The 17,949-nt window shown below is 51.0% G+C and carries 13 protein-coding genes and 2 pseudogenes; 10 read left to right on the top strand and 5 right to left on the bottom strand.

Annotation, left to right across the window (positions count from 1 at the left end; translation table 11 throughout):
• The first annotated feature begins 55 nt into the window (after positions 1-55).
• The 4 genes and pseudogenes from AC4PS7_RS08225 to hisN all read left to right on the top strand — a co-directional run bounded on the left by AC4PS7_RS08225 (position 56) and on the right by hisN (position 3,208).
• On the top strand, positions 56-1,240 hold the full coding sequence (locus AC4PS7_RS08225; RefSeq protein WP_159390401.1) for an acetyl-CoA C-acyltransferase: 1,185 nt from the start codon (positions 56-58) through the stop codon (positions 1,238-1,240).
• Positions 1,241-1,386: 146 nt separating this feature from the next.
• Positions 1,387-1,890, top strand: a complete 504-nt coding sequence (locus AC4PS7_RS08220) for an acyl-CoA thioesterase (protein ID WP_159389983.1) — start codon at positions 1,387-1,389, stop codon at positions 1,888-1,890.
• Between the two features lie 250 nt (positions 1,891-2,140).
• Positions 2,141-2,296, top strand: a pseudogene (locus tag AC4PS7_RS08215) (histone-like nucleoid-structuring protein, MvaT/MvaU family); the annotation flags it as partial.
• 120 nt (positions 2,297-2,416) lie between these two features.
• Positions 2,417-3,208: a histidinol-phosphatase gene (hisN, locus tag AC4PS7_RS08210; protein WP_159389982.1), complete on the top strand. Its 792-nt coding sequence runs from the start codon at positions 2,417-2,419 to the stop codon at positions 3,206-3,208.
• A gap of 226 nt (positions 3,209-3,434) precedes the next feature.
• On the opposite strand, the gene AC4PS7_RS08205 is transcribed toward hisN, so the two are convergent.
• Entirely contained in the window at positions 3,435-4,781 is a 1,347-nt protein-coding gene (locus AC4PS7_RS08205; protein WP_159389981.1) for an aspartate aminotransferase family protein, read from the bottom strand.
• Between the two features lie 762 nt (positions 4,782-5,543).
• Here AC4PS7_RS08205 and AC4PS7_RS08200 point away from each other — a divergent pair.
• Positions 5,544-6,467, top strand: a complete 924-nt coding sequence (locus AC4PS7_RS08200; protein WP_159389980.1) for a LysR family transcriptional regulator — start codon at positions 5,544-5,546, stop codon at positions 6,465-6,467.
• A 65-nt stretch (positions 6,468-6,532) separates the two neighbouring features.
• Here AC4PS7_RS08200 and AC4PS7_RS08195 read toward each other — a convergent pair whose 3' ends face one another.
• Together AC4PS7_RS08195 and AC4PS7_RS08190 are read right to left on the bottom strand one after the other, a co-directional pair.
• Positions 6,533-8,005: an aldehyde dehydrogenase family protein gene (locus AC4PS7_RS08195; RefSeq protein ID WP_492179270.1), complete on the bottom strand. Its 1,473-nt coding sequence runs from the start codon at positions 8,003-8,005 to the stop codon at positions 6,533-6,535.
• A 128-nt stretch (positions 8,006-8,133) separates the two neighbouring features.
• The gene (locus AC4PS7_RS08190) at positions 8,134-9,543 is read right to left on the bottom strand and encodes an APC family permease (RefSeq protein ID WP_159389979.1); all 1,410 of its coding nucleotides are present in this window, start codon (positions 9,541-9,543) and stop codon (positions 8,134-8,136) included.
• A gap of 456 nt (positions 9,544-9,999) precedes the next feature.
• Between AC4PS7_RS08190 and AC4PS7_RS08185 the strand changes: the two genes are divergently transcribed.
• From AC4PS7_RS08185 to AC4PS7_RS08170, 4 genes and pseudogenes are all read left to right on the top strand, one after another.
• The gene (locus AC4PS7_RS08185; protein ID WP_159390399.1) at positions 10,000-11,298 is read left to right on the top strand and encodes an alginate export family protein; all 1,299 of its coding nucleotides are present in this window, start codon (positions 10,000-10,002) and stop codon (positions 11,296-11,298) included.
• 142 nt (positions 11,299-11,440) lie between these two features.
• Positions 11,441-12,625: a 4-hydroxybenzoate 3-monooxygenase gene (pobA, locus tag AC4PS7_RS08180; protein WP_159389978.1), complete on the top strand. Its 1,185-nt coding sequence runs from the start codon at positions 11,441-11,443 to the stop codon at positions 12,623-12,625.
• A gap of 251 nt (positions 12,626-12,876) precedes the next feature.
• A pseudogene (locus AC4PS7_RS08175) lies at positions 12,877-14,160 on the top strand (PDC sensor domain-containing protein); the annotation flags it as partial.
• Positions 14,140-15,018 (top strand): methyl-accepting chemotaxis protein, encoded by an 879-nt coding sequence (locus AC4PS7_RS08170; RefSeq protein ID WP_492179358.1) that lies wholly within the window; start codon positions 14,140-14,142, stop codon positions 15,016-15,018. The pseudogene AC4PS7_RS08175 and the gene AC4PS7_RS08170, both read left to right, overlap by 21 nt.
• Before the next feature lie 216 nt (positions 15,019-15,234).
• On the opposite strand, the gene AC4PS7_RS08165 is transcribed toward AC4PS7_RS08170, so the two are convergent.
• Together AC4PS7_RS08165 and AC4PS7_RS08160 are read right to left on the bottom strand one after the other, a co-directional pair.
• Positions 15,235-15,780, bottom strand: coding sequence for a cysteine hydrolase family protein (locus AC4PS7_RS08165; protein WP_159389976.1), 546 nt, complete (start codon positions 15,778-15,780; stop codon positions 15,235-15,237).
• A 96-nt stretch (positions 15,781-15,876) separates the two neighbouring features.
• Positions 15,877-16,767, bottom strand: a complete 891-nt coding sequence (locus AC4PS7_RS08160; protein WP_159389975.1) for an MBL fold metallo-hydrolase — start codon at positions 16,765-16,767, stop codon at positions 15,877-15,879.
• Between the two features lie 192 nt (positions 16,768-16,959).
• Here AC4PS7_RS08160 and AC4PS7_RS08155 point away from each other — a divergent pair, with 192 nt between their 5' ends.
• A complete protein-coding gene (locus AC4PS7_RS08155) occupies positions 16,960-17,946 on the top strand; it encodes a GlxA family transcriptional regulator (RefSeq protein ID WP_492179269.1) in 987 nt (328 codons plus the stop codon).
• The last annotated feature ends 3 nt before the right edge of the window (positions 17,947-17,949 follow it).

Here is a 17,949-nt window from a genome sequence, read left to right as displayed (position 1 = left end):
AGCAAGCCTGAGATTTACTATGCAATTGCTTCTGTTCGAACAAGGGATTTCAAGCATGAAAGACGCCATCATTGTATCCACTGCCCGCACACCAATCGCCAAGGCGATGCGTGGTGCATTTAACGACTTCAAGACGCCGAGCATGACTGCCATCGCTATCCGCGCTGCGGTCGAGCGTGCGGGCATCGAGCCGGCGCAAATCGAAGATTTAGTGCTGGGTACGGCAATGCCAAGCGGCACCGCGGCCAACAATCCGGCGCGTCTTGCAGCCTTGGCTGCCGGCCTGCCGTTATCGGTGAGCGGGCAGACTGTCGATCGTCAGTGCGCATCAGGATTAATGGCCATCGCCATCGCTGCCAAGCAGATTATGGTCGACGGAATGATGGTCACCATCGGCGCCGGACAGGAGCAAATCAGCCTGGTACAAGCTACACACAACCAATGGGCGATCGAGTCGTACGATCCTGAAGTACTGCGCCTCTGCGAGCATGCCTACATGCCAATGCTGCAGACGGCCGAGCTGGTGGCGCGTCGCTATGGCATCAGCCGAGAAGCGCAGGACGCGTACGCGTTGCAGTCACAAAAGAGGACCGCAGCTGCTCAGGCGGCCGGATTGTTTGCTGACGAGATCGTTCCGGTCGCGGTGCGTAAACGTGTCGTCGACAAGGCGAGCGGTGCGGTCAGCTTTCAAGATGTCAGGCTCACTGAGGATGAAGGCAACCGGCCTGGTACCGTGCTCGCCGACCTGCAAGGACTTAAGCCGGTGATAGAGGGTGGCTGTATTACCGCAGGTAACGCCAGTCAGTTGTCCGACGGTGCCAGCGCTTGCGTACTGCTGGAGGGGGCGCTGGCTGCCAGGTCAGGTTGCACCCCGTTGGGACTTTATCGTGGGATTGCCGTTGCAGGTCTGGCGCCGGAAGAGATGGGGATCGGGCCTGTATTGGCGGTGCCCAAGCTGCTTCGTGCGCATGGTTTGAAGGTGGACGACATCGGTTTGTGGGAGCTCAACGAAGCGTTCGCATGCCAAGTGCTGTACTGCACCGAGCGATTGGGAATCGACTCGATGAAGCTGAACGTCAATGGCGGTGCCATTTCGATCGGGCATCCCTACGGTATGAGCGGAGCTCGGATGGTTGGGCATGCTTTGTTAGAGGGAAAGCGGCGCGGAGTGAAGTTTGTGGTGGTGACGATGTGCGTGGGCGGCGGAATGGGGGCGGCGGGATTATTCGAGGTTTTATAACAAAGCGGGAATTTGATCTGCCAGCACGCATGCCGTTGCTCAGGAGATGTTTCCCTGGTCCAAATATTCCCCAGTGGCCGGAACTGAAAGTCTGCCTCGTGCAGGCCGTACCGGTGCGTCGTGTAAGGTGTAGCTCGAGGAAAGCAATGAATAACAAGACAACTCAGGTGGTGGTCGGGTCCTTCGAACTCGATGAGCGTCAGATCAAGCGCTATGGTGTGAAGGGGGCCTGGCGATCTGCTATCCAGCGCGACTGTGACTGGCGCTGTATTGACGCCTATGGCCATGTCAACAACGTGATTTACCTGGACTGGTGCCAGGAGGCGCGTAGTCGTCATTTCGCACAAGTGACTGGCCATTTCCCAGGGCAGGGCGGGATTGGACTGGTGGTGCGCGCGGTCGAGTTTACTTACCACAAGCCGATGTTATTGGGTGAACAGGCCTTGATAACCACTCGTCTCAAGCGCATGGGGAACACCAGCATCGTGCAAGAGTACGCCATTTGGAACGGCGAGCTGTGTGGCGAAGGGGTCGCAACTTGTGTGTTTTACGATGCTCAGGCCGGCACCAAGGCGGCCCCGAGTCAGGCGTTACGGGAAGCAATGGTGGCGCGTGAACCGCTGCTCGGATCACACGTGTATCTTCAATGATGACGCTTCCCAGTGATCAAGATCCGCCATCTTCAGTGCGAGTGGGACTTCCGATTACGCCGCTCGCGCATATTGAGTCAGCTTGTTACCCTCCCCTTTAATGCGCGTGCCTGAGTACGATGGTAACGTTACGCGGAACATGGGCTTAAACAGCGCGCCACGGTGGTGCTCGATAGCTTCTTAATGATTCATTTGAGCCCATAAAGTAAATATTTGGGAATGGTCCTATCCACGTATTTCTTAATTAATAGCTAAAGCTGGCAGCCGTAAGCCACGCCAGGTGAAGGTCTGCAAGAAACCCGAACACCGGCGAAGTCGTCGAAACCAAAGGCGGCAATCACAAACGCTGAAGGAATGGAAAGCTGAGCACGGCTCCGCGACCGTTGAGTCCTGGCTGACCAAGTGATTTTGGTTTGAGTAAAAAAGGGCCCGCGAGGGCCTTTTTTGTTGAGGGTGTCAGGTGAGGTGGACTTATGACTTGCCTCAGATAAGATCCAAATCTTTTCGCTAAATCGGGTAGTTATCGATGTCCATCAGCGCAGATCAGTTTGCTGAATATCAAGTCTTCGCCGAGCAGCTAGCCGAGGCTGCCGCCGTAGCTATTCAGCCGTACTTTCGAGCAAAGCTGGATGTGGAGAATAAGGGCGGTCATGTTTTCGACCCGGTAACCTTGGCGGATAAGGCTGCCGAACGAACGATGCGTGAGCTGATTCAGGATCGGTATCCTGCACACGGAATCCTTGGAGAGGAGGAGGGCTCAATCGTAGGCAGCTGCGAGCTCACCTGGGTGCTCGATCCCATCGATGGTACTCGAGCTTTCATCACCGGCTTGCCACTATGGGGAACGCTTATAGCTCTCAACGATGGTCAGCGGCCTGTGCTTGGCTTGATGAATCAGTCGTTCACTGGCGAACTCTACATTGGCACTCCGGATGGTGCCAGGTGCAATGGTACAAAACTGCAGACGCGCTCATGCCAAGGTCTGTCCTCAGCAACACTGATGTGCACAACACCCGATATGTTCGACTCATCTGTACGGCGAGACGCTTTTGAATCCGTGGCGAGTCAGGCGCAATTAGTTCGCTTTGGCGGTGATTGCTACGCTTACTGCATGCTGGCTTCGGGTTTCGTTGATGTGATTATCGAGGCCAGTCTTCAGCCCTACGACGTTCAGGCCCTGATACCGATCATCGAAGGTGCCGGTGGGGTGATTACCGCATGGGATGGGAGCACAGCTCAGAATGGTGGGACTGTCGTTGCCTGTGGTGATCCTGCATTGCATGCCCAGTTAGTGAAGCTGCTCAAGCACGCTGCATAATTTGAGCTCAGTGTACTGACTCAGGATTGTTGGGTAGCGAGGTTAGAGAAAAAACAGCCTGGTCGAGTTACCAAGAGCGACAGAAGGTTGCCTCGAATACCCCTGAAGTTTCGGCGATTGTTCCCTTCCATAATGCCTATGACTATCAACGATAGTCATAGGCATCGAGCACTCAGTAACGAGCAAACGTATCAGGGAATGAGAATATATCTTTAAGCACGCAAATTCAGTCTTTGGCGTAAATAAGGCGGATGATGTCCTTAGTGGTTTCGATGTAGCCATCGACATCGTCGTCAGTCATAGGGAGCGTAAGTCCTACTTGACCACGGTGAACTGGATAGTAGCCACGAGTAGCCATTTCTAACGCGTAGATACTCATACTGTTTTCGTCAATCTTATGCCAGTAATCACGGTGAGTGTTAATGGTTTGGCCGAGCTCTTTGGTAAACGCATAGGCAAATACCGAGAAGGATCCAAAAACGGTAAATGGATATTTAGATTCTTTGGCCCAAGTATTCAGCTCGGATTTGATCTTCGCCGCCATTTCGTTGAGTCGTGCATAAGCTTTCTCATCCATTGCTTTAAGGCAGGCAATGCCCGCTGCGCAAGCCAATGGGTGGCCATGGTGGGTGCCCGAGATCATGACTTGATTTTCTTCTATGACCCGGAAAACCTCTTTGCTGCCGCCCACTGCGCCGATTGGTAGGCCGCCACCGATCATTTTGCCAAGGACTGTCAAATCCGGCTTGATTTGATACTCACTTTGCAAACCTTTGAAGTTCGCACGGAGTGTAATGGTCTCATCAGCGATTAGCAGGATGCCCAACTCTTTAGTAAGAGCTCGAAGCTTTTGTACGAAAGTTTTATCCAGCTCTACGATTCCGCCCGCACAAGTCTGCAATTCCATGATCAAACATGCAATTTCGTCCGCGTTGCCACGGAGGATTTTTTCGCAGGACTCAAAATCATTTTGGGTCAGAACAATGACGTTATCGCTTTTATAGGCAGGAATTCCGTCGGAATCTGGAAGTGCTTTTGGATTAGAATCCGGGCCAGGGAAATTGTTTGGGTTAGGGTGGGCGGAAATCGCCAAGTCATCGGAAAACCCGTGGTACCCGCCCTCAAATTTTGCAATCTTTTTACGGGCTGTATAGCCTCTGGCGATACGTACGGCACTCAAACATGCCTCGCTAGCAGAGCAAAAAAACTTTACCTGTTCAACAGAGTCGATGCGCTCACAAATCAGCTTGGCCAGATCAAGTTCGTGGTTGGTAGGATTCCCGAATGAGAAACCATTGGGTAGCGTTTCCTGAATTGCTTTTATAATTGCTGGGTGATTATGACCTAGCACATTTGTAGCGAAATTATTATTGAGGTCGAGAAGTTTTTTACCTTCGATGGTATGCAGGTATTGAGCTTCGCCTTTATCGACGAAAATCGCATGTGGGCCATAGCCAAATGTGCGCCTGCTAAAACCTCCTGGAATGTATTCCTTTCCTTTCGAGGTTTCTTCCTTGGAAAGAGAAAAGGCTTCAGAGAAATTTTTTAGCGATTGCTGGTAATTAAGCTTCATGGCTATTTCCAAATTTACTTAAATTATGGTTGTTTTTGAATGATTCTCAGACTTTGCCAATAGTTTATGCACATTACTATTTTGGATTTCGACACCAGAATTGAACGTCATGAGGTTTTGCGCTCTCCTCACTAATACAGCTTCGGCTCCTGTGCACTTGACGAAAGCTAAGGTCATAGTATTTTCACAGTTAGTACGTGAGCAATGGTGATTTATAGATTGCTTGATCAGGTTTTGTGATCGCTGCTTGTTTGCAAAAAAGCTTACGAAATCGGGCATCTTGCACCGCTGCAGGTAACCGTCCATTAGCTCCATTATTCAGACTCAAATGGAATATGGCCGTGAATTGAAAAAATATGGCGTTCCAGAGGGGAAATAGGTGGGGACGAGGCATTGCACAATTCGCTGAAGTGTTACCGCTCAGTACGGTTTGTTACTGTGTGCTTCTTAGCTGCCCATATGCACACTATTAAGGGCATTTTTTGTTGGTTCGCCCAGCAGTCGCAGTTCCTTGATCATGAGCTAGGCGGCGCTGTGAGCGCTGTGATGAGCGTTGAAGAGTGATTCAGGCCTCATCGAGATGCCTGTGTGTGAGAAATATGAACGAATTGCCCCGTTTGGGCGCATTATTCATTTAGTAAGGCGACCCGGAATCCGCAGGTCGGGTAGGGCATCGCTGCCTCTCCGCGAATGCGGTAATTTGCATGAATTTTGCTACGTAATAGCTCTTCCAAACGTTCCGTGAGTAGCAGGTACCCCTCAATGGACACTAGACAGCTTCACTTGGCAACCAGGCTTGCCGAGACCCTCCATTTTGGTAAAGCAGCCGAGATCGAGAACATTGCCCAATCTGGCTTGAGCGCTCAAATTGCTAAGCTTGAGAGCGAGCTAGGCTTCAGATTATTTGAACGTACCAGTCATCGTGTTTCATTGACTGAGGCAGGTCAGGCGTTCATAGATCAGGCTCGCACGCTCTTAGGGGGCATGAACAATACGATCCTGGAATGCCGAGCCCTAGCTGAAAACAGTCGTGGTGTCCTGAAATTAGGCTTTTTTGGAGATGCTGCGGGTGAACTCACCCACCTTATTTTCACACTCTTTCAGCAGAGCAATCCTGGTATCCGGTTGGTGTTTACTGAGCTGTCTATGACAAATCAGGTGCAAGCGCTCATCTCTGGCAAAGTAGATGCTGCCCTCGTTAGGCTACCGATTTGCGATCCGCGTCTTGAGCTCGATGTGATGTTTGATGAGCCGCGAGTCGCTGCCGTACCGGCCAATCATGAAATGGCACATGCCTCGATCCTTACTATTTCAGACTTGATCGAGCAACCATTCGCAGTAGCGGGTGAGGGAGCGCCCACCGAATGGGCTGCTTACTGGAGTTTGGGGTCTGAGCGGCATGAGGCCTGCCGGATTGGAGCTTATGTCCAATCGATTCCAGAAAGCTTGGCTGCTGTGGCCTATGGTGGCGCGTTTGATACGTTCCCACTGACAGCCACTCGCCTATTTAGTCACCCAGGCGTGCGCTACGTACCACTAGCTGACGCTCCACGTAGCTCATTGGCTTTGGCCACACTTGCAGGTAACAGGTCGCCATCAGTTAGATCGCTTCGACGCTGCGTGGCAGAAACTCTTGAAAGCTCTCTTTCCTGCATTCCTGAGGCTCGTCGCTACGAAGTGGCTTAACCGCTTGCGAACCCCAGGAGTGTATGTGGCTACCCCTCCAGTCAATAACCAACTGGAGGGCTTACTCAAAAGGGATAGTGGCGGGGTTGCCGCTGAACAGACACCCATTGAGTGGTTGTGAACTCATCAATTGCCCAGTCGCCATTGAATCTGCCCAGGCCTGAGTTCTTCTCCCCGCCAAAGGGGACGTTAGGGGCATCTGCAACCGGCATGTCGTTCACATGGGCCATACCAGAATGGATGCGTCGAGCAAATTGCACCCCGCGTTCGATATCACCCGAAAAGACTGCAGCGGAAAGTCCAAAACGGGTAGCGTTAGCCAGTTCCAATGCGTGATCGGCATCCCGTGCACGCATTATCCCGGCGATAGGCCCGAAAATCTCTTCGTAGGCTAATTCCATGTCGGATGTCACTTCAGTGAAAACGTGCGGCGCAAATACGAGTCCTGCAGATTCGCCAGCGTAAGCCAATGTTGCGCCTTCCGCTTTGGCCTGTTCGACCTTGTGAGCTAATCCGGCAAACTGTTTGCGGTTGATTACCGGCCCAACCGAGGTCGCCGGGTTTTTAGGATCACCGATTACCAGGTTACTGACGCGCTGAATGAACAGGGAAACAAATGAGTCGTAAATCGGCTCCTCCACAATGATTCTATTAATAGCCATACAGATTTGGCCTTGATGCAGAAATTTGCCTACAACAGCCGCATGAACTGCTTGCTTGAGATCCGCATCAGCTAGCACTACAAAAGGGTTGTTACCGCCTAGTTCCAACGCCACATGTTTCAAATAATCGCCACTGCCAGCCTGGCGGGCGATGTTTTGGCCAATCGGGGTTGATCCAGTGAAGGAAATAAAGCTTGGTGCAGGATGGAGAACGAAGTCATCGCCAATCTCTGATCCCGCTCCCACTATCACGCTGAGAACTCCTTCAGGCAATCCTGCTTCTTCAAAGATACGCGCAAGCAGTAGGCCTCCGGTGACTGGAGTGTCACTGGCAGGTTTCACAACTACAGCGTTGCCGAGAGCCAACGCTGGTGCCAGAGATCGCTGGGTAAGATGGAATGGGAAGTTCCAAGGGCTGATTACACCCACAACGCCGAGTGGGCGCCGATAAACGCGGCTTTCTTTATTGGGCACATCTGATTCCACGATGCGGCCATGAACCCGGCTTGGGAATGATGCAGCCTCCAAAGTGATAGCTTTAGCTGACGCCCATTCGATCTCAGCTTTTATTCGCGTGCTACCTGATTCAGAAATGATCCATTCAACCAACTCGTCATGGCGCTCATCAAAAATCTGAGCAGCTCGTAGGAGCACTCCCGCTCGCGCAGACGGGCCCATTGCCGCCCAACCGGGTTGTGCTGCTTTGGCTTTAGCGTAGGCTTCATTCAGGTCGTCCTTGTTAGCCAAGGCAATCTCAAGCAGCGTTTGCTGGGTGAACGGGTCGCTAACAGTCATGGAACGCCCCGTCCGACCTTCGCGCCAAACTCCCCCGATCAACTGCAGATTCAGGTCGCTGTAAGGATGATTTTTGATCACTTTATTCTCCGAAATTTATGACGACCGTAGCATTGGATTCTGGGTCGCTGGCCTTTCTGGGGTGGCCCCACAATTTAAGAACCACCCATCGATATATATTCAATTTTGCTAGTGGGGAGGTGGTCGCCTCAGGAAATCGCCGGTGTCACAGGAAATCTCCCCCTGGTTCGGAGTCCATTAATAACTCCCAGCAAGGCCGCTATTACCACCAACCATGGAAGCAGCGTTGCGATACCTTCCTTAGCCCCGGTGAGTTCGCCAAAATTTGCCACCGCGAGAACAACGGCGGTTGCCAATCCACATCCACCAAGGGTGGGAGCGATCACGCCTTGCCATTTACTGCATTTCTGAGTTTTGAGAGTGAATCCCACGACAGCGGCTGCCCCCAACGTCTGCAAGGCGAGTACAGCAAGGGTGCCAAGTCCAACCATCCACATGTAGAGGTGCATTATCGGGTCGGCATTGGTGACCATGAAGACACCAACGGCGACGACGGTTGTGATCGATAGCGCAATGCTTGCAACGTGAGGGCTAGCGTGTTTTGGATGTACTCGGCTGAGCTGCTGAGGTACGAAGTGGCTGCGAGCCAGTGCGAAAAGGTAGCGGCTCAGGGCATTGTGGAAGGAGAGCAACACGGCGAAGACGCTCGTCACTACCAGGATTTTCATGATTTCGGTAGAAAGGGGGCCGACGTATTGTGTGTTGGCATTGAATACGAAATTGATCATGTCATTGGCGGCGAGGCTTTGAACATCGCTATTCGCGTAGGCCAGGCCGAGGCACCATGTGGTGAGCGTGTAAAAGATCCCGATAATGGCAATGGCAACATATGTAGCAAGGGGCACGGTGCGGCTAGGGTTCTTCGCCTCTTCTCCATATATGGTCGTGGACTCGAATCCTACAAAGCAACAAAACGCGAACATCAACGCCACACCAAGGCCAGATGTGAATATCTGGGAGGGCATGAAGCCATTCCAAGAAAAATTCTTAGCATCGGTTTGGGCGATAACTGCGACGTCAAAGATAATCAAGATTAGGATCTCGAAAATCATGAGCACGCCTAACACCTTGGCTGACACTTTAACGTCCATGTATCCGAAAATGCCGACCAGTCCGATGATGAGAAGAGCGATGATGCGCCAATCCACATGTAATCCTGCGACAGACAAAGCGAGGTCTGCGCCGAACGCAGCGAATTGACCATAGATGCCAGTCAACATCGCGATATAGGCAAGCAGCGCGATTCCACCAGCTGCGTTGCCTGCTGCTCGCCCTAATCCGTGGGTCACCAGCTCTGCGAAGCCGCCAGCACTGATCACATGACGACTCATCGCTGCAAATCCAATTGCAAAAAGCAGCAGGACGAGCGAGGCGATCAGATAGATGCCTGGGGCACCTGCACCTCCCATAGCGAAAACTACAGGGCCGGCACCAAGGGTGGCGCCGAGCGGTGCCGCAGCTGCAATTACGAAAAAGACGATGTCGGAGACACCTAAGGATTTGGGCTTAAGCCCTGGTTGTGTCGGCTCAATTTGCATACAGGCCTCCCCTACGGCAAGACGGGATTTGAATTGTTATTGGTATCCTGATTTTTCGCTCAGTGACTCAGACTGGCAATCCGCAAACGCTGATCGTTCGATCTTAGTCGGTGATTGAACTGACGCTTGTCCGTAATCATGGGTAGGTATGCATAGCCCTTGGTTGCCCGTTTGCCAATTTGCGTCCACAAGCTTTGATCTGAAGTCGCGATCATTCAATCAGCAAAACGCCATTGCCAAATACACCTAAAGGCTCAAAAAATCAGTCCGCCTGACGCCACATTTTTTGGGCTGGCTGAGTGTGATTCGTCCGCACAGGAAATCATCGGAGCTTGCTATAGAGCTTTAGGTTTCAGTTGTAACGAAAATTCTGCCAAATTAATTTTGATACTATAATAAATATAAGGGCGCATTATGCCGTTTAAGTCTGAAAGTAAAAAATTTGGATATACTTCGATGGCATTGGCGGTAGGTGCTTTAGCCTTGCCCCTAGAGTCCCGTGCTTATGAGCTATACAGTCAGGGCGGTAATGTACTTAACTCCAAAGTCGACGCAGTATTTGCCGCGATGCACAGCGACGAAAGTTATTCGACAACTGGAACGCGGGATTCAGGCTCTTCAAATTGGAGAGAGGGGTTTATCAAGTATGGGCTGAATGGAAGCAGCGAACTTGAAAGTCAATCAAGTGTATATGGTGCCTTTAGTCTCTTGAGTTCAGGCACGTGGGGTGATGGGGATGCTGCGGGCTTCACGGAGGGCACCGAGCGACGCACAGCGGTCGAAGATGCTTACCTAGGTTGGCGCTCGGGAAGCCTTTTTCCGACTTTAGGAGAAAATGGAATCGAATTTTCCGCCGGACGCCAAGAGGTTGTAGTTGGAGACGGATTTCTTATCAAAGGTGATGCACTAAACTTCGGTGATGTCGACCTAGGTGAAAACTATGACCGGGGTGGAGCTTATTATTTAGCTGCCCGCAAAGCATTTGATAAAACAGCGGTGCTTCGCGTCGGTGGGGAAAAAGGGTGGCGAGGGGATCTCATGTGGCTAGGCTCGGATAATCGAGCACAAGCGGACACTAAATTAGCTGTGGCCACTTTAGAGCACGTGGCAGACGAAGGAACATTGGGACTGACCTACATTAAAGGACTTGATGTTGATGAGCGTTTTGCCACTCCTTTTCAATTAGAGCGAGACGGCATGAAAACTGTCAGCCTCCGGGGAACAGGCTCTTTAGGAGTCAAGAATCTTAACCTTGCATTCGAGTATGCTACTCAAGATCGAGACAGTGGTCGAGAGAATGCCTGGTATCTTGAGGGGAGCTGGACGTTTGCCGATGTACAATGGTCTCCAACTGCTACCTATCGCTATAGCCGCTTCTCTGAGTCGTTTGACCCACTATTCTACGGCCTGAGTCGTGGCTATGGAACATGGTTTCAAGGTGAAGTGGCATCCAACTATGCAGGCCCTTTTAATAGCAACACCCGCGTCCATCATGTTGGATTAAAGGTCTCTCCGCGTGAAAATCTAACACTGGGTGCATTGTACTTCGACTTTGATCCGATTGATCGAAGCCTTGGGAATCTCGGTGGACGAGAGTTCGATCTATATGCCGAGTTGGCGGTTAATGAGCATGTTTTCATCAGTCCAGTAGTCGGATTCTATAAGCCGGAAAAAAGTGCCGATCAGGGCGGACTTCAGTTGTACGGCGATGATACAAATACCTACCTCCAGCTCATCGTGGGAACCTCCTTCTAAAAAAGGATTTTTTATGGGCGAAAGTCCAGTTACTTGATCGGATGATGTGCTTCAGGTGCGGGCGACATAAAGCATTAATCCAGGTAAGAAATAAAGATGAATTGCGAATTTGCTGTTCATTACCTTGTTTAGGATAAGAACAATGAGAACTAAAGTTGCAATTATCGGCGCTGGCCCTTCTGGCCTGCTGCTTGGTCAACTGCTTCTAAAAGCTGGCATTGACAACATAATCATTGAGCGACAGAGTCCTGATTATGTATTGGGGCGAATCCGTGCCGGCGTGCTTGAGCAAGGGACTGTAGATTTGCTGCGACAGGCGGGTGTTGCTGAGCGAATGGATCGCGAAGGCCTAGTTCATGACGGATTCGACTTGGCGTTCGATGGGCGTTGTGAACATATCGACTTGAAAGGTTTGACCGACGGTAAAACGGTAATGGTTTACGGTCAGACCGAAGTCACTCGTGATCTAATGGAGGCCAGAAGCTCCTGCGGAGGCATTAGCTATTATAGCGCTGCGAATGTACAGCCGCACGATATGAAATCCCCCGCTCCTTACATTACCTTTGATCATGATGGAGTGGCAGTTCGCTTGGACTGTGACTACATCGCAGGTTGTGATGGGTTCCATGGTGTGTCGCGCAAGACAATTCCGGACGGGGTTCTCCAGGAGTTCGAGCGTGTCTACCCATTCGGTTGGTTGGGGGTGTTGGCGGATACACCTCCTGTGAGTGAAGAACTCATTTATGCCAATCATGAGCGCGGTTTCGCTTTATGCAGCATGCGGTCACCTACGCGTACCCGGTATTACATTCAGGTATCTACCGAGGAAAAAGTCGAAGATTGGTCTGACGATCGTTTCTGGAAGGAACTGAAAAAAAGGCTCCCCAAAGAAACAGCCGACAAACTTATAACGGGGCCGTCCATTGAAAAAAGTATTGCCCCACTTCGCAGTTTCGTTGTCGAGCCAATGCAGTACGGGAGCCTGTTTCTACTGGGTGATGCGGCACATATTGTGCCTCCAACTGGTGCGAAAGGCCTCAACCTCGCGGCCAGCGATGTCAGCACACTTAGCCGCATTCTCGTTAAGGTTTACCAGGAGGGACGTACGGATCTACTTGAACGCTATTCTGAAATTTGCCTGCGTCGAATCTGGAAGGCCGTGCGCTTCTCCTGGTGGATGACCTCAATATTGCATCGCTTTCCTGGTACTGATGATTTTGGACAGCGCATACGGCAGGCAGAGCTCGACTACTTTGTCCGCTCTGAGGCAGGACGTCAGACGATTGCAGAAAATTACGTGGGGCTTCCGTACGAGGCTATTGAGTAGGTAAGTCAAGCTTTAAGGTTTTTCAAGTCACTCAGGGCCCATTATTGTGGGTCGGTCGTAGATCTGCGTGAATGAATAATACTTTGGCAAACTTGAAGCGTTGGGGACTTCATGATTCGTCGGGACAAACTCCCGTTTCTCCTGGCCATGAGCCTTTTCGTTTTTACCAAGTGAAAAATAATGGATGCGGTCAGCACGGATCGACTTTGCATCTCTTGATGTGGTCTCCGTACTAATTTCGAGGATGTGCGATGATCTTGCTCAGGGATACAATTAAATTCCGCATGCTTGTAATGGTGGGGGCATGTCTCGGCTTGATAGTGCTTTTATTAGTCGTGATATCTATATACAGAACGAATAAAAATACAAACTTGGTAAGTGCTGAGGCTCAGACGCTTCTCAAAGATTCTGCTAATAAAATGCTACTGGCTGAAAGCGCGCTGCAACGCAGCTCAGTGCAAAAACATTTTCAAGCTGGTTATCACGGTGGACTTGATCTGGCAGACAATGCAGTTCAATTTCGTAGGATGATACTTGGCGGTGATTTAGAGGCACTTACTGCCAGGCGAGAGCTTACAAAGCTGGTGGCAGATAGACTTGTTCGACATTCTGAGTTGCTGAGCCTTTATGTCGTGTTTGAGCCTAATTCGCTCGATGGATATGATAATGATTTTATCGGTCGTAAAGAGTTGGGGAGTAATGAGACTGGTCGCTTTTCTATCTACGCTGCGCAGCAGGATGGGCGTCTTGTATTGCAACCAACGCCTGAGGCTCTGATAGCTGACACAACGATTATGCTTGATGGTACCCCTTTTAATAAATGGTACACCTGTCCGAAGTTAACTGGTAAACCTTGTTTACTATCTCCTTATTTTGACGAGTCATCTGGCCGGAAGACGCTAATTACGACCCTATCCTTTCCCCTCATAGAGGATGGAAAGGTACTGGGAGTGGTGGGAATGGATGTCAGTTTGGAGTCAGTGCAACAGCTAGTACAGGAAAGTAGCAAAAAACTTTTTGGTGGTGAAGGACAGGTAAGTATTTTCAGCCCTACCGGTCTCCTAGCTGGCCATAGCGGAGATGCAAAAAAATTAGGTTTGCAATTAGTTCAAGCGGGTGTTGGTGATGCGCTTAACCTGGAGAGTTCAGTTAAAAGTGGATTGACGTTTCTCGGGGTTATAAACAACACTCAAAGGGTGGCTGTTCCCGTGCAACCAATTCCAGGATCATCTTATTGGGGGGTTGTACTAGATATTCCTAGTAATGTGGTGATGCAGCCAGCCAACGCTCTTAAAATAAAATTGGATGAGCGTAATTTTGTTGATACTGCATGGTCGGCAGTATATGGCTTGGTAGCTTTATTCTTTGGGTTGATTATAATTCTTGTAATTGCCCGAAAAATAACAGTTCCGATTCACCGCATTTCTGAAATGTTAAGAGAGGTTGCGGGTAGTGGAGGTGATCTTACAAAACGATTGCAGTATTCCCGCAACGATGAGCTGGGAATGTTGGTGATGTGGTTTAACGCTTTTCTCGATAAGTTACAGCCAATGATGTCTGAGCTTAAGCGGCTGGTTTTAGACGCGCACACTAATGCTGATCGATCTGCAATCATCTCCAGTAAAATCAGCACGGAAATGCAGCAACAATACCGAGAAATCGACCAGGCGGCGACAGCCTCAAATGAAATGAGCTCATCAGCTCAGGAAGTGGCATGTGGCGCTGCTAGAGCGGCTGACGCTACGGGAGTGGCTAGTATTGCAACTCAGGATGGCCTGCGGGTTATTAGGTTGACTTCTGAAACGATTGAAGGTTTGGCTGAGGATCTCTCGATTGCAATGTCGAAGATTGAGGGTTTAACCGGCAGTAGCGAGCGCATCGGTAACGTCCTCGGGGTGATTCAGGCAGTTGCTGAGCAAACCAACCTTCTCGCGCTCAATGCTGCAATCGAGGCTGCTAGGGCGGGAGAGGCAGGGCGTGGTTTCGCAGTAGTGGCTGACGAAGTTCGCAATCTTGCCAGCAACACCAGTGATTCCATTGAAGAAATTCGTGACGTTATTCAGCAGTTGCAGAGAAATACCCTTGAGACTGTTAGCGCAATGAAAAAAGGTTCTGCTCAGGCCGGCGTCGCTGTAAAGCATGTTAACCAAGCTTCAGACGCATTCGATCGAATCAAAGAGTCTGTGGGAATCATTAGCGAAATGAATTTCCAGATTGCTGCAGCGGTTGAGGAGCAGAGTAGGGTAGCGGAGGAGGTTAGCCAGAACGTGGTGACGATTCGGGATGTCACTGAGTCGCTTTCAGCGCAGGCGCAGGAGTCTCAGAAAGTAAGCAGATCTATTAATTCATTGGCCATCAAGCAGCAAGCGCTTGCCAACCAATTTTTGACCTAGGGTCAGCAGTATTTCCTGGTTATGTCCTGCCGAAAAAGTAGGTCGCATTGAGTCCTCCCTCCAGATGACCCGGCTTTGTCACGCCGGGCTCTCATGGTGTAGCTGACAATGACCTAATTTTTGGCATTGGCCTTGCCCTAAAAGCACCTATTCCTTTGCCGAACTGGAGCTGGCCTACGGCGGGCGATTAGGGCTCCCCGACTAAAAATAAGCCGCTTACGCCGACAGGTATTCGTCTACTGATTTAACGGTCGCATAGCCGAACTCAAATGCGGCCATCACCGTTGCATGCGCTTGAGCAGCAGGAACAGTCGCGCCGTGAAACGTCAGATCCAAGGTGGCGCAGGCATCATGCAGCACGGTAACGGGATAGCCCATGTCTGCTGCAGCGCGTACTACGGCGTCGATGCACATGTGGCTCATTGCACCTATGACCACGACCTCCTGGATATCAGCAGCATTCAACTGTTCTTTGAGATCAGTTTCCTTGAAGGCGTTGATGTGCTTTTTCACAATCACGCACTCGTCACCTTTAGGTGCTACAGCTGGTTGGATTTCCGCGCCGGTAGATCCCTTAATGAAAATTGGAGCGCCTTCATTATCCGACTCATGCCGTATGTGAAAAACTGGGATACCTGTTTCGCGCGAGTGGCTGATTACTCGGATGGCATTCGCGACAGCCGCTTCTATTCCGGTCAACGGCAATTTGCCAGTGGGCAGGTATTCGTTTTGCAGATCAACTACTACAAGACCTCGTTTCATGAACGATCTCCGGTCGATTTATCCAATGATATGGAGGTTAAATCTGAGATCGGGGAGTAAAGAACCTGTCTTTACGCCGACTCAGAAAGGTTTAAGTCAGAACTCCAGGGAAGCGCCGTCTTCCGGAATATCCACGCGACTCTCGATACCTTGCTTCTTAACGTAGGTGCGGAGCGCTTCACGTGTTAGGGACGTATGGTTGATTGCATTCATATGCACGGCGACTATTTTCGCGTTTTTTGCGGCTTGGGATGCGTGTAGGACGTCGTCCTCACCCATGATGATTGCGCTATCGAACCCATTCACCTTCGCTTTCCCAGTGTTGAGTACGATGACTTCGGGATGATATTTTTCAATGGTCTGGTCTACCTCTTTACGCCAGATAGTGTCACCGGCAAGGTAGAGAGTTTTGTAGCCTGGGGCTTGGAACACAACGCCCATGGCCTCGCCCAAAAGTTTCGCGAGGGGGGGCACGGCATACATCTCGTCTGTGCCGTGCTGGCCACCGGCCTTAGTGATTTTGACTCCGCCAAACTCAACTTCGTCAGTCAGTACGCGCACATTCTTGAAGCCTTGGGAGCGAACCAGTTTCGCGTCTTCCTCATCTTGAGTGAACAGCGGAATGTCTTTAGGTAGCGCTTTCTGCGCGGCATCGTCCCAGTGGTCAAGATGCGTGTGTGTGAGGATGACGGCGTCTACGCCAGCGATTACCTCGGCAGGTGATTCAGTGAGATCGACCATTGGGTTACGGAGGTTGCTTCGGTAAGTATTTTCAAATCCAGGGTAGGTTCCTTTTTTCGCGAGCATCGGATCGACGAGGAACGTCGTGTCGCCATAGGTGATTTTCACCGTTGCATTACGAATTTGCTGCAAGTCCACTTTGTGGGCTGCGGTCGGTGCGGACGAGACATTTGTATCCGCGAATACCCATGTGCTGGTAGCAGCGCAAGCGAGGCTGAGGGCAAGAGGAAGCGTTCTGAAATTCATGGGATTGATCCTGTTAATACATCGAGAAGAGCATTCTTCCCGAGTGCTCTACATCGCAACAGTGGCCTGAATGACATATTTCGATATAATCAGGCCAGTCGATCAGCGTAGGTATGAGAGAGGCCTAGAGCAAGCGTCCACTCTGCAAAAGCGATCCTATGAAACGGTCAACCGGCAACCCGAGGCTATCTGATGCAATCCATACGTGTTGCTGTTCTGGCTTTTAATGGCGTAAGTCTGTTCCATCTTTCCGTGCCTGGAATGGTGTTGGGTACGGCTCATTCTGCACCTGGTGAACCTCAATACGAGGTCAGCTACTGCGCGGAGATGCCGGGAATGGTGACTTGCGACCAAGGCATCGACTTAGCGGTTGTTAATGGCCTGGAGCTGATGGAAGCATCTGATGTAATCGTTATTCCCGCCTGGGGGGATCAACTGATCACCGCATCTGCACAACTCGTGAAAGCGCTACAGGCCGCGAACTGCGAAGGTAAGCTCATAGTAGGGCTATGCTTAGGCGCGTTTGTGCTTGGAGATGCCGGGCTGCTTAATGGGAAAGAAGCAACCACTCATTGGGCAGCACGAGAAGAGTTCGCGCAACGTTTCCCTGAGGTTCGTTTCAAGCCCGAGGTGCTCTACGTCAGTGCTGGAAATATCATGACCTCTGCGGGAACTGTGGCGGCAATCGATTGCTGCCTTCATTTGGTACGCGAGCGACTTGGTGCTGACGTTGCGAATCGCACCGCGAAGATGCTGGTGACGCCGCCTCATCGGCAAGGTGGGCAAGCTCAATACGTTGAGCATCCTGTGCCGCAACTGTCCAGCGAGACGCATTTGTCTGATGTACTGGCGTGGGCCCGAGTAAACCTTGCCAGTGATCTTTCGCTCGACGTGCTGGCGGACATGGCCAAAATGAGCAGGCGTACATTTACCCGGCGATTCAAGGAAGCGACGGGCAGTACCGTTTCAAAATGGTTGAATGCTCAGCGCGTCGTCAGAGCGCAACAGCTGTTGGAAACCACAGACCTTCCTATCGAATGTATTGCGGGCGAGGCAGGTTTTGGGACGCCCTTGTCGTTGAGGCTACAATTCGGGGTTCACCTCGGCACGTCGCCTTCTGAATATCGGCGTACGTTTTCTCGCCAAATTACCCTGAGTCGAAAAGTGAGCGGCAATTAGCGG

The organism is Pseudomonas sp. DW-iso3 (assembly GCF_058725305.1).
Note: the sequence above shows the minus strand (reverse complement) of the source record. Positions and strands in the feature narration are given on the sequence as shown.